Source organism: Bdellovibrio sp. HCB2-146 (assembly GCF_047345725.1).
GTDB lineage: Bacteria > Bdellovibrionota > Bdellovibrionia > Bdellovibrionales > Bdellovibrionaceae > Bdellovibrio.
The window spans coordinates 165215-177352 of record NZ_JBLEQP010000002.1; the positions used below are offsets into that span (position 1 = coordinate 165215).

General features: G+C 45.0%; 11 protein-coding genes. 10 read left to right on the forward strand and 1 reads right to left on the reverse strand.

Features of this window, described 5'->3' with window-relative positions:
- Window positions 1-17: 17 nt before the first annotated feature.
- The 10 genes from ACLWOR_RS11730 to ACLWOR_RS11775 all read left to right on the forward strand — a co-directional run bounded on the left by ACLWOR_RS11730 (window position 18) and on the right by ACLWOR_RS11775 (window position 10642).
- Complete coding sequence (locus tag ACLWOR_RS11730; protein WP_413940924.1) at window positions 18-1367, forward strand: NAD-dependent succinate-semialdehyde dehydrogenase; 1350 nt, start codon at window positions 18-20, stop codon at window positions 1365-1367.
- Window positions 1367-2320, forward strand: a complete 954-nt coding sequence (tilS, locus tag ACLWOR_RS11735; RefSeq protein WP_413940925.1) for a tRNA lysidine(34) synthetase TilS — start codon at window positions 1367-1369, stop codon at window positions 2318-2320. The genes ACLWOR_RS11730 and tilS overlap by 1 nt, the downstream gene beginning before the upstream one ends.
- Window positions 2321-2418: 98 nt before the next feature.
- A complete protein-coding gene (gene ftsH / locus ACLWOR_RS11740; protein WP_413940926.1) occupies window positions 2419-4359 on the forward strand; it encodes an ATP-dependent zinc metalloprotease FtsH in 1941 nt (646 codons plus the stop codon).
- 35 nt (window positions 4360-4394) lie between these two features.
- Window positions 4395-5207, forward strand: coding sequence for a diadenylate cyclase CdaA (gene cdaA / locus ACLWOR_RS11745; protein ID WP_413940927.1), 813 nt, complete (start codon window positions 4395-4397; stop codon window positions 5205-5207).
- On the forward strand, window positions 5204-5626 hold the full coding sequence (locus ACLWOR_RS11750) for a hypothetical protein (protein WP_413940928.1): 423 nt from the start codon (window positions 5204-5206) through the stop codon (window positions 5624-5626). Before cdaA ends, ACLWOR_RS11750 begins: the two co-directional genes overlap by 4 nt.
- Window positions 5604-7001 carry a phosphoglucosamine mutase gene (gene glmM, locus ACLWOR_RS11755; RefSeq protein WP_413940929.1) on the forward strand — a complete coding sequence of 466 codons (1398 nt, stop codon included), beginning with the start codon at window positions 5604-5606 and terminating at the stop codon, window positions 6999-7001. Before ACLWOR_RS11750 ends, glmM begins: the two co-directional genes overlap by 23 nt.
- The gene (locus tag ACLWOR_RS11760) at window positions 7001-7726 is read left to right on the forward strand and encodes a pyridoxine 5'-phosphate synthase (RefSeq protein ID WP_413940930.1); all 726 of its coding nucleotides are present in this window, start codon (window positions 7001-7003) and stop codon (window positions 7724-7726) included. The genes glmM and ACLWOR_RS11760 overlap by 1 nt, the downstream gene beginning before the upstream one ends.
- Window positions 7723-8169, forward strand: a complete 447-nt coding sequence (gene tsaE / locus ACLWOR_RS11765) for a tRNA (adenosine(37)-N6)-threonylcarbamoyltransferase complex ATPase subunit type 1 TsaE (RefSeq protein WP_413940931.1) — start codon at window positions 7723-7725, stop codon at window positions 8167-8169. Before ACLWOR_RS11760 ends, tsaE begins: the two co-directional genes overlap by 4 nt.
- A 58-nt stretch (window positions 8170-8227) precedes the next feature.
- Window positions 8228-8836 (forward strand): energy transducer TonB, encoded by a 609-nt coding sequence (locus ACLWOR_RS11770; protein WP_413940932.1) that lies wholly within the window; start codon window positions 8228-8230, stop codon window positions 8834-8836.
- A gap of 12 nt (window positions 8837-8848) precedes the next feature.
- Window positions 8849-10642, forward strand: a complete 1794-nt coding sequence (locus tag ACLWOR_RS11775; RefSeq protein WP_413940933.1) for a TonB-dependent receptor plug domain-containing protein — start codon at window positions 8849-8851, stop codon at window positions 10640-10642.
- On the opposite strand, the gene ACLWOR_RS11780 is transcribed toward ACLWOR_RS11775, so the two are convergent.
- Window positions 10639-12126, reverse strand: a complete 1488-nt coding sequence (locus tag ACLWOR_RS11780) for a hypothetical protein (protein ID WP_413940934.1) — start codon at window positions 12124-12126, stop codon at window positions 10639-10641. The genes ACLWOR_RS11775 and ACLWOR_RS11780 overlap by 4 nt on opposite strands.
- Between the last annotated feature and the right edge of the window lie 12 nt (window positions 12127-12138).

Sequence of the window (12138 nt, forward strand, 5' to 3'; positions counted from 1 at the left end):
AGCATGAGGAGGTTGTCATGGCAGCTACTTTTCAAACCGTCAATCCTGCGACCGGTGACGTGATTAAATCTTACCAACATCTCAGTTGGGAAAAAACCGAACAAGCAATCAAAGAAGCACATCAAGATTTTTTGAAGTGGCGTAAAACCAGTTTTGATGAACGCGCTGGTTTCCTCATGAAGCTCGCGGAAAAATTAAGAGCTCACAAAACCGAAATCGCCGAAAGTATGCAACAAGAAATGGGTAAACTCATTGCTGAGGGAAAAGCCGAAGTTGAAAAATGCGCCGTTACTTGCGAGTTCTACGCCAAAGAAGGTGCCAAAATGTTAAAGCCTGTGCCTTCAGATTCTCCCTACAAATCAGCGGAAGTGGTTTTTGAACCTCTTGGAGTTATTTTTAGCATCATGCCGTGGAATTTCCCTCTGTGGCAGGTCATTCGTTTTGCTGCGCCTTCCATTATGGCAGGAAATGTTGTGGTTCTTAAGCACGCCGACCTCACGGCGGGAACAGCGGAGTGGATCGGAAAAATTTTCGCCGAAGTGTCCTCAAGTCCGTTGCTTCTAAGAAATTGCCAAGTTGATCACGAGACTGCAGAGAAAGCGATGGCATCACCGTTCGTTCGAGGCGTGACGTTTACAGGAAGTACTCGCGGTGGAAAAGAAGTTGCAAAAACAGCTGCGGGTAACTTGAAAAAAACAGTTCTCGAATTGGGTGGCAGTGACGCCTACGTCGTTCTTGAAGACGCTGACATCGCTAACGCCGCAAAAATTTGCGTCAAAGCCAGATTGGTAAATGCGGGGCAGAGCTGTGTTGCTGCTAAACGCTTTATCGTAGTAGAAAAAGTAGCGTCGGAATTCATCAAAAACTACGTCGAGGAAATGAGAAAATCTGAAATCGCACCTCTGGCCAGTGAAAAATTCAAAAAACAAATCATCGAACAAGTTGAAAAGTTAAAATCTTGGGGTGGTAAAGTCATTCTCGGCGGAACAGCTCCGCAAGGGCCAACCGCGTTCTATCCGCCAACGGTTGTCGTTTTTGAAAAAAATAATCCCGACATGCACGCCGAAGAAGTTTTCGGGCCGGTCGCAAGCATCATCGTCGTTAAAAATGAACAAGAAGCTATAGAAGTGGCTAATGCCTCTCCGTATGGGCTGGGTGGAGCGCTTTTTACGAAAAATATTGAAAATGGAAAGAAGCTTCTGGCCTACGAAATGCAGGCGGGATTCGTCGTTCTGAACGATCAAGTTAAATCAGATCCGCGAATTCCATTTGGCGGAATCAAAGAATCAGGTTACGGTCGAGAGCTTGGAACCTTTGGTATTCATGAGTTTGTGAATGTGAAAACCGTCGCTATCGGAGGAAGTTAGTGAGCGAAAAAAAGGCAGAAAAGCGCAATCTCGATCATGAGGTTTGGAAGCTGATCAAAGAATATAACCTCAAAGATCAAAAGATCTTGATTGCCTTTTCCGGCGGCGTTGATTCAACGGCGCTCGTGCGCGTGCTCTCTAAAATTCACAAACCAGAACTTCTCGGGCTTTGTTATTATCATCATGGCGAAGACAGCAATCGCGAGTATCGCAAAGAAGCACAAGTCTTCACCGAAAAATTCGCAAAAAAATGGGGGCTCACGTATTTTCATCTGAAAAGTTCCGAGCTCGCAAAATCAGAAGCGCAATATCGCGACCTTCGCTATGCAGCTCTCTCACGTCTGATGGAGGAGCAAGGTTTTACCTGCCTCGCAACTGGGCATCATCAAGATGATCTCTTGGAAACTCGTCTGATGCGCCTTATTCGTGGAACTGGTGGGCAAGGTCTTCATGCCATGTATATTTACAAGGCACCTCTCTTTAGACCTTTTTTAGAAACTTCAAAGAAGGAACTTAAAAAATATTTGCGAGAGGAAAAAATCCGAGCATTTGAGGATCCTTCGAATGCTTCTCTGGACCCTCTGCGTAATTGGATTCGCCAAGACTGGCTAAAGGCCCTTGATAAAAAATCTGCTGGAGCAAGTGGCGTTTTTGCTCGCTCTCTAGAGACAATTGCGAGAGATTTAGAGTCCTCAGTATGGGGCGAGCTTCTCAGTCAGAATGAGGACTATAAGACACAAGGTCTCTCTAGGGCCTTTTATTTGACTTTGAGCCCTATTGAACAGCGTCGTATGCTCGCACAGTACTTATTTTCCCTCGGGAAAAAAGATTTTACCCAATCTCATCTCGAGGAAGTTCAAAAGCGACTGGACAACTCGAAAAAAGTGATCACATTTAAAGTTGCCGGTTTTCATTGGGAAATTAACGCAGAGCAAATCAAGGTCCAGTCCTGATTTGAGAGTGAAAAAAACCTCTACGAAGTTCCTTTTAAAGCGCGTGGCAATCGTGTTACCCTTGAGGGTGACTAGACCTGTAAATGAAAGGATTCTCAATGCGGTCCACACAAAAAACGCTAGCTCTCTGGTTCTTCCTGATCATCATGGCTGTGTTTTTATTCCAAGCCTACGAGAGCAAGCACCAAAAAGTAATTGGTGATTTTAACTACTCTAAATTCACTGAAGCTGTGAAAGCGGGTGAAGTAGCCACTGTTACTTTCCGTCAAGACACAAGTGAAGTGATCGGTGAAATGAAACCTGAGTACGAGAAAAAGTATAACGGAACTCATTTCGTAATCGTGGGTAACACTCAAGATGAGGGTTACAAATTCCTTCAAGCAAACGGAATCACTCCAAACTATGAACGCGCTGACAATGGCGGATTCTTCCAATCACTATTGGTGAATTGGTTGCCGTTAATTCTGATCGTTGCGATGTTCATGTTCATCATGCGCCAAATCCAAGTGGGTGGCGGCAAAGCAATGTCTTTCGGTAAATCACGTGCGCGCCTTTTAACTGAACACAAAAATCGTGTGACGTTTAAAGAAGTCGCGGGTGTTGATGAAGCAAAAGAAGACTTGCAAGAAATCGTGAGCTTCTTGAAAGATCCGAAAAAATACACAAAACTCGGCGGTCGTATTCCAAAGGGTGTGTTGCTAGTAGGTTCTCCTGGTACAGGTAAAACATTGCTTGCACGTGCAGTAGCGGGTGAAGCAGGCGTTCCATTCTTTACAATCTCAGGTTCTGACTTCGTCGAAATGTTCGTCGGTGTCGGTGCCAGCCGTGTTCGTGACTTGTTTGAACAAGGTAAGAAAAATGCGCCATGCTTGATCTTTATCGATGAGATCGATGCTGTCGGTCGTCACCGTGGTGCTGGTATGGGTGGTGGTCACGATGAACGTGAACAAACTCTGAATCAGTTGCTAGTTGAGATGGATGGTTTTGAATCTTCTGAAGGTGTGATCATGATCGCAGCGACGAACCGTCCTGACGTTCTGGATCCTGCTTTGTTACGTCCAGGTCGTTTCGACAGACGTGTTATCGTGAATAAGCCAGATCTAAAAGGCCGTGAGCAAATCTTGGGCGTTCATATGCGTAAGACTCCATTGGGTCCTGATGTGGACGTGCAAAAAATTGCTCGTGGGACTCCGGGCTTCTCTGGTGCAGACCTTGAGAACTTGGTGAACGAAGCGGCGTTGATCGCTGCTCGTACTGATAAAAAATATTTGGAAAACGAAGACTTCGAAAAAGCAAAAGACAAAGTCATCATGGGATCTGAAAGAAGATCAATGGTCATTTCTGACGAAGATAAAAAAGTCACTGCTTACCATGAAGCGGGACATACGCTTGTTGGTAAAAAGCTACAAGGCTTGGATCCAATCCACAAAGTGACAATTATCCCTCGTGGTATGGCGTTGGGTGTGACTCAAACGTTGCCGGAAAAAGAATCTGTGAGCTTGTCGAAAACAAAAGCTGAAAACATGATTGCGTTCTTGTTCGGTGGTCGTGCAGCAGAAGAAGTGATCTTTAAAGACATCACGACGGGTGCTGGTAACGATATCGAAAGAGCGACAGACCTTGCTCGTCGCATGGTCACTCAATGGGGTATGAGTAAGCTTGGTCCTTTGGCGTTTGAAAAAGGCCAAGGCGAAGTGTTCTTAGGAATGCAATATGGTCACACAGGTAAAGATTATTCTGATTCTAAAGCTCAAGAGATTGATGCCGAAGTTTCGAAAATTATCGACCATGGTTACACAGAAGCTGTGAGAATCTTGACGGATCATAAAGATGCGCTTGAGCGTTTGGCGTTGGCGCTTCTTGAATACGAAACTATCGACGGTCACGAGGTAGATATGCTTGTGAACGGTGCTGCAGTTGCTGAGATTGAAAAATATCGCAGCAATAAAAAAGACGCAGGTCTTGCGGCCCTAGCAGCTGTTGGTAAGAAAGATTCAGGCAATGACCCAGTTGGAAACACGGGTCCTGTAACTGTTTAATTTTAGTTTGTACTTAACTTTGTAGAGGCATCTCGATGTTGCAGCAGTTTGGCGATAATCTCGTCTTCATTATTCAGCACTTGCGTGTGCAAGACGCGATCGACATGCTGCTTGTTTGGATGGTGGTTTATAGAATTCTTGTGCTGATTAAGCGCACAGGCACCATCCAGATGCTCTCAGGTCTTGGGGTTCTGGCCATCGGATACATCCTCAGTATTTGGCTCGAACTTTTTACGTTTAACTGGATCCTTGAAAAATTCTTTTCAAATTTATTCGTCATCGTAGTCGTTCTCTTCCAGGGTGAGATTCGCCGTGCCTTGGCTCATATTGGTTCGAATCCGTTCTTTAGCGATGCTTCAGCTATTCAAGAAACCCAAGTGGTCGAAGAAATTGCAAAGGGTATTATCCTCACTGCCCAAAAAGGTTTTGGTGCCTTGGTGGTTGTCGAGCGCGAAATCGTGATCGACTACCATATTGAATTCGGAACGGAGATGGATTCCAAAGTTTCTGCGGAATTGTTAGCTTCGATCTTCCATCCTGAGAGCCCTATGCATGATGGAGCGGTATTAATTCGTAACGGTAAAATTCATTCAGCGGGCTGTTTCTTGCCGCTCAGTAAGAACCCAGCGCTCGATAAAAACTTAGGTACTCGTCACAGAGCTGCGATCGGCTTGACGGAAGAAACCGACGCTTTGGTTTTTGTTATCTCTGAAGAAAATAAATCTATTGGTATCGTTCAAGGGGGACACCTCAGCACAAATGTGGAGCTGGGGGATATCCGTAAAGCCTTGTATGAGACCTTCGGGCTTAAATATAAAGCCTTCTCTCAGCAGGGAGAAATTTCATGAAGCGCCGTATGTCCAATATGGTCACAGAGAACTTCAGCTACAAGGTAGTGGCTCTCTTTATCTCCCTGATACTGTGGCTTACAATCCTCGGTCGTAGGGATTTTGTACTTAGTAAAAACATTGATATTGATTTGGTAACAGCCCCTGGTAAACAAGTGGTGGCACAGACGGCGGACCACATCAAAGTAAAAGTTTCAGGTCCTCGTTCAGCATTAAAAAAGTTTATAGATAGTTCTCTTTCGCAGAATATCACAATTGATATTTCACAGAGAGGCGAAGGCGTTATTTACGTCGACATTCCGTTGAATAAGATTGAAGTCCCCCTCGGGGTGAAGGTTTTGGGAATTCGCCCGAACCAAATTCAAGCGGAAGTAGTGCCTGTAAAGGAACCGAGTCATGACGAACAAAAAGGTCAGTAAAGTGGCAGAGAAAAAATCAGGTAAATTATTCGGTACAGATGGTATTCGTGGCACTGCCAATCAGTGGCCAATGACTCCAGAAACAGTTGTTAAAATCGGTCAAGCCATCGGTTACATCTTGCAAAAGCAAGCGGGTGCTGCTGGCGCAAGAAAAGTCGTTATCGGTAAAGACACGCGTTTGTCTGGTTATATGATTGAACAAGCCTTGGCGAGTGGTTTGAACTCGATGGGAATTTTCGTTCAGCTTGTAGGTCCGCTTCCAACTCCAGGTATTGGTTACCTCACACGTACTATGCGTGCGGCTGCCGGCATTGTGATCTCGGCTTCGCACAATCCATTTCATGACAACGGGATCAAAGTTTTCGGTCCAGATGGTTTTAAAATTTCTGAAGATATGGAACGAGAAATTGAGCGTTTGGTTCTCGATGAAGACCTGACGCAATTTTTGCCTCCAAGTCGCGAAATCGGTCGCACTCGTCGTATTGAAGATGCTCAGGGTCGTTACATCGTTTATGTCAAAGGAACGTTTCCACTTGAGTACACACTTGATGGCATGCGCATTGTACTAGATACAGCGAATGGTGCTTCTTACAAGGTCGCTCCGTCTGTATTTCAAGAGTTGGGTGCGGAAGTTATTCAATTGGGTGATGATCCAAACGGAACGAACATCAATGATAAAGTCGGGGCTTTGTATCCGGCAAAACTTTCTGAAGCTGTCTTGCAATATCGTGCTGATGTTGGAATCAGTCTTGATGGTGACGCTGATCGTGTGATCATGGTGGATGAAAAAGGTGAGATCGTAAACGGTGATAGAATTCTTGCGATCTGTGCTCTTCATATGAAAGAGCGCGGGCTGCTTAAGAAAAACACTTTGGTTGCGACACAAATGTCGAATTTCGGTCTTGAAAAACGCATGAACGAATCTGGCATTCAAGTGATTAAAACCGGGGTTGGCGATAAGTACGTTGTCGATGAAATGCGTAAAAATGGCTACAACTTAGGTGGCGAGCAGTCAGGTCATATTATTTTCTTGGATCACACAACGACAGGTGACGGCTGTATCGCTGCCCTTGGCGTGTTGGCGGTGATGAAGCAAACGAAAAAGAAAATGAGTGAACTCAATCACGTTTTTGAAGACGTGCCACAAGTGTTGATCAACTGCCGCGTTCGCCATCGCAAAGACTTGCATGAGATCAAAGGCTACAACGAGTTGATTAAATCTATTGAAAAGAAATTAGACGGCGATGGCCGTTTGTTTGTTCGTTTCTCTGGAACAGAACCGGTGATTCGTGTTCTGGTTGAGGGGCCGGATAAAACAGCGATCAATCAATACGCCGAAGAAATCGCGTCCTTCCTAGAGAAAGAACTAAGTTAATGAAACATAAAATTCGTTTGGGTGTAAACGTCGATCACGTGGCGACTCTTCGTCAGGTGCGCGGCGGAACTACGCCTTATCCAGATCTTGGTAAAATGGTCAAAGCTTCCATCAAAGGTGGGGCTGAGCAAATCACAATTCATTTGCGTGAAGATCGTCGTCATATTCAATTACATGACTTGAAAAAGCTCTCTAAAGAATGTTCAGTGCCACTCAATCTTGAAATGGCCGCGACTTCTCAAATGGTCGCGTATGCTAAAAAATATCGTCCTGATTGGTGTTGTTTTGTGCCTGAAAAGCGCGCGGAGCTAACAACTGAAGGCGGCCTTGACGTAAAGAAAGGCTTTAAGAAAATCAGTCCGATGGTGGATAAGCTCCAAAGGATCGGAATTGAGATTTCGATGTTTATCGAGCCTTCTATTGAACAAGTTGAAGCATCTTATGAAGTAGGGGCTGATGCTGTTGAGCTTCACACGGGAAAATGGGTGATGCTCAAAGGTGCGCGTAAGCAAAAAGAATGGAAACGCTTGGTTGAAGCCGCTGAGTGGGCAAACTACTTGGGTCTCAATGTTCACGCGGGTCACGGTTTGGATTACGAACACTCTCGTTTGATCAACAAGCTTCCGCATCTTCAAGAAGTGAACATCGGTCACTCATTGATTTGTTATGCACTTGAAGAAGGACTTGAACAGTCGGTCAGAAAGATGCGTAAAATTTTAAAATGATCTTAAACAGCCAGCGCTTCATTCAAAATCTTTCCGATCTTGAGCAGTTCTGGCGCGAGTTTTTGCCTCACTTAAGCGAACGCAGTATTTTACTGTTATCGGGCGATGTCGGTGCAGGCAAAACCACTTCGGTTCAACTAATTGCTTCAATTTTAGGCATGAAGGATGTTCAATCGCCTTCATTTGCGATCCATCTGCGTTATGAAAATGCAGATGGGAAATCCATGGACCACTTGGATTTGTATCGTTTGAAAGACGACGATGACCTCGAAAGCTCCGGCTTTTGGGATCTTTTCGCTCCCAAAAAAGGTTTTGTGGTTATTGAGTGGGCGCAACGACTGGATTTCGACTATTTGCCTCTGAATTGGCAACGCGTGGAAGTCAAAATCGAGAAAGATCCTGCTGCTGAAAATCGTCGCATTGTGACAGCACGTCTTATTTGATTTTCATTCTATTCCTCATTTTGCAAAACCCCTGATTTGTTGCTAGACATAAATGCTCATGAAGTCCGCATCACTCGTCATTTTCTGTGGGGTTTCCCTCGTTCTGCATTTGTTAGCAGGCGGCGCACTTTATTTTTCCCGCTCTCACTCAGGTGATGATTTTCCCACCGACGTTTTAGATCTAACTGTGATGCCCGGTGGACCGAGTGGTCCCAAGGCGAGCAAAGGCCCTCAGCTGATAGCATCGAAGAAAGCGGCTGTTATTTCTGATGGCGCCCACCAAACAAATCAATCATTGCCGGTTGCTACAGAAGCTCAAACAGGCGCAGGAGCAGGCGGAAATGGCGGAGGCGGTGAAGGAGATTCCGGTCCTCTGGGGGAATGGAGTGCTCTCACGCAAAAACCCAAAGTCCTAAAAGAAATCAAAGCTCAATACACAGATGAGGCCCGCGCCAAAGGCATCGAGGGTCTTGTCGTCTGTGATTTGATTCTTGATGAAAACGGAAAAGTTCGTTCCGTCATTTTAGTTCAAGGATTAGGCGCGGGTCTTGATGAAGCCGCTCAGCAAGCTCTTAAGAATTTTGAATTCCTACCAGCTAAAATCGGTGACAAAAAAGTCGCTGTTAAAATTCGTTATAAATATCGTTTCCAGCTTCAACATCAGTAAGGATCATCAGAGATGAAGAAAAGTATTTTGTTAGCAGCCGTTCTTTTAAACGCTTTCATAGCGAAAGCTCAGGAATTTGAAACTGTCGTTCAGGAAACGATTTTCAATTCTTCTGACAAAGTTGTGATTGATCGCGAACAAATTGAAAAGTCAAAAGCCCCTAACATCACAACGTTGCTCTCGACTCAGGCAAACATCTCAGCTTCGAGCACGCCGTTTCAACCGTCTTCACTGTTCATTCGCGGTGGAGACTCTGGGCATGTCTTGATTCTAATTGATGGCGTTCCGTTTTATGATGCGGCAACCATTCAAAGAACATTTAATTTGAATAATCTCGATATCCGCACGGTCGAAAAAATCGAAATCATCAAAGGAAGTCAGTCCGTCCTTTTTGGTGGTCAAGCGATGAGCGGTGTCATTAAAATCACAACAATCCCAAAAACGCCGCGCAAACCAAGAGTGATCGCAGAGGTTGGATCATTTGATAAAGCAAACGTGGGTGCGACTTATCAAACAACGATGGTGGAAGGTGTTTTTTCGGCGAACGCTCGCTTGGGTCAGAAAAACAACCGCTCTCCCGTCCTAGACTCTAACAAAATCTATCCAAGCAAAAACGTGGCGACTGATCTATCTTACCGTCGAGATGCGGAATGGTTTATTCAAGGTAAAGCGACTTATCTGGCGGATGATTCTTTTTCTGCCAGTACGAGCTATCCAAGTTTTCGAATCATCGATGCCGATGATTTTGAAATCGCGAATGAGCAAACAGGCGTTTCACTTGTAACTGGTTCTACAAAAAATCAATTCAAACCGCAGTTAGGGGTCAGTCATCAATGGAGCTACAGCACTTACGATCAACCCGTCAGTGTTGCAAACCCAATCTTGACTCATCAGGTTTACGAAGGACAAACAACTCAAGTGCGTGGCGAAGCTCGCATTCTTGACCTTGAAGGCTCGCAACTTGATGTGGGTGCTTCATACACAAAAGAACAAATGCGTTATTCGGATCAGGGACTGGTGGCTTCAGATGTCTTCTCTGAACTAAGAGGAATTTTTGCTAAGTACGATCAAGATTTAGGTTCAGGAATTAAGGCTTCTTTCGGTGGGCGCTTTGAAACTTGGGAATACGAAGACGGAGTTGTAACGGGGCAGTTGGGACTTGTGTTTCAGGAAAACACAAAATTTGAAGTTGCAACAGGTTTTAAATCACCTTCGTTATTTCAATTGTACAGCTCTTACGGAAATCCAGATCTAGAAGCAGAAAAATCTGTCAGCTATTCATTGAGCCATCAGCAAAAATTAAACGACAGCATGAATGCTTCGATGACGGTGTTCTACACAGAGTTTTCAAACTTGATGGCAACTCAAGGTACTCCTCGTAAGTTCTATAACATTGGTAAATCCAACACCAAAGGTGTGGAAGCCGCTTACGGTTGGACAATTGATCCCAACAATCAAGTTTCCTTAGTCGCCGGCTATCAAGAGCCTTGGGATGAAACGAATAAGCAATGGTTGATTCGTCGTCCGCTGGTGTCTGGTAGCGCTCGTTATGGCTACACTTGGGAATCCTTCCAGATTCAGGCAGAAATCGTAGGTGTAGGTCCTCGCTCTGATAAAAACGGCTCAACGACTTATACGGAGCTTCCAGGTTATGTGATTGGGAACTTGTCAGCCAGCCAGTATCTGAATGAAAGTTTTGAAGTGTATCTGCGTTTAGATAACGTCACAGATTACCGCTATGAGCAGTCATACAGCTATTACAGTGAAGGATTTGCAGCGACTTTAGGAATGGTCGCTCAGTTTTAAGCAGCTTTAAGGTTTTTAACAAAATCAGTCGCAAGTCTTTCTGCAAGACCCAAGGACATTTTGTTATAAGCTGATTTTTCAGCGAATCCCATGAGCATGCCGACCATTTTTTCACCCAAAATTAACGGTGTGATGGTGACGTGGTCTGGGATTCGGCCTTGATTCCAATCCTCAAAGAACTTCTCATTGATTTCATTCAAAGAGATGTACCCGTGGAAAGGCTTTTGAGTTGAAGCCACGATATTGAAGATACTTGGCAGGCGTAAAGGCACGCGGATCGAAGGATCGCGAACGCCTTTAAAACTTTCATCCCAAGCATAAACTAGTAACTGACTTTCTTTTTCATCCAAAGTGAGGATCAAAGATTTCTCAAAGTGGCTCTTCATTTCCGTGAAAGTTGTTTTAACTTTCTCGTCTAGCGAAGCATTTTTCTTTTTCAAACTTTCAAGACAGAAGCTGGCATCCATACCTGGGTTCGAGGATGGTTTTGCTGCTTTCGCTTGAGGATTGACGGGAAGAACAGCGACGGCAGCCGCTGCTGCTGTTCCAGCAACATCTCTTGTACGAATACCTGTGTTGGTTTTATCGTCGACTTTTGTTTCTTCAGCCTTCTTTTGTGGAGGCGGAGGAATCACCGGAGCTGCTTTGGCAACGGCAGGTGCAGGAGTCGGTGTTGAAACCGGTGCAGGTGTTGGAATCGAAGACAGAGTTAAGGGCTCTGTGTCCGGAGTTGTTGGCTTGAAAATAGCTGTCGCATCAGAAACTTCTGCTTTTGCAACAGGTTCTGTTTTGATAAGTCCCGTCGAAGTTTGTTCACCCGCCAATGGAGCAAGTGACTCAAGCTTCACGAGTGTTGTGGGAGCGTCGAAGCTTAAACCCTCAAGAGCTTCCTCTGGAGCAATTTCCGCTACGGCATCTTCCGACTCTTCACCGTCAACAGAAGGAGATGAGTCATCAGATGAATCAATGCCTAAATCTTCAATGCTAAAGGCATCTGATTTGTTCGGATGAACAACAGTTGCCATAGATAAATCAATTCCTTCAGGAACGCTTTGAGTTTCCGCTGTCGGAATCGCAAGTTCTTCTTCTTTGTGATAAGACTCCCAAGCTTTCGCAAGATCTTCCACAGATGCAAGGACCGGAATAACGTTCAGAGATGAAGGAAAATCCTGCGGCGGTTGGAGACACGCCACGATAAGCGACCCATCCCACTCCGCCACAGGCAGACACTCCGCCGACCATAGATAATGGGTCGCCCACTTCGCGAACATTTCCTGGGATGGAGGAGTCTCTAAAAAAAATCGACTTTGAAGTTTAGGTAGTTGGTAATGAGCCATCGCCCAAGACAAGTATTCCTCAGAACTGATGCGCTCAATCTGGAAGGCGTAGACCAATAGGCTTACTTTCGCATGGCTACTGGCGAAGTCTTCTTGAAGGCCATCAAGCTTTTCTTTAAAATGTTCATACCAAGCGGTTGTGCTCATTAGCTTGTTTAT

What these genes read in the sequence shown, in the direction of transcription:
- glmM (WP_413940929.1), top strand. Translation starts at nt 5,604, where the DNA reads ATGACGAACAAAAAGGTCAGTAAAGTGGCAGAGAAAAAATCAGGTAAA.
- cdaA (WP_413940927.1), top strand. Translation starts at nt 4,395, where the DNA reads ATGTTGCAGCAGTTTGGCGATAATCTCGTCTTCATTATTCAGCACTTG.
- ACLWOR_RS11770 (WP_413940932.1), top strand. Translation starts at nt 8,228, where the DNA reads ATGAAGTCCGCATCACTCGTCATTTTCTGTGGGGTTTCCCTCGTTCTG.
- ACLWOR_RS11750 (WP_413940928.1), top strand. Translation starts at nt 5,204, where the DNA reads ATGAAGCGCCGTATGTCCAATATGGTCACAGAGAACTTCAGCTACAAG.
- tsaE (WP_413940931.1), top strand. Translation starts at nt 7,723, where the DNA reads ATGATCTTAAACAGCCAGCGCTTCATTCAAAATCTTTCCGATCTTGAG.
- ACLWOR_RS11760 (WP_413940930.1), top strand. Translation starts at nt 7,001, where the DNA reads ATGAAACATAAAATTCGTTTGGGTGTAAACGTCGATCACGTGGCGACT.
- ACLWOR_RS11730 (WP_413940924.1), top strand. Translation starts at nt 18, where the DNA reads ATGGCAGCTACTTTTCAAACCGTCAATCCTGCGACCGGTGACGTGATT.
- ftsH (WP_413940926.1), top strand. Translation starts at nt 2,419, where the DNA reads ATGCGGTCCACACAAAAAACGCTAGCTCTCTGGTTCTTCCTGATCATC.
- ACLWOR_RS11780 (WP_413940934.1), bottom strand. Translation starts at nt 12,126, where the DNA reads ATGAGCACAACCGCTTGGTATGAACATTTTAAAGAAAAGCTTGATGGC.
- ACLWOR_RS11775 (WP_413940933.1), top strand. Translation starts at nt 8,849, where the DNA reads ATGAAGAAAAGTATTTTGTTAGCAGCCGTTCTTTTAAACGCTTTCATA.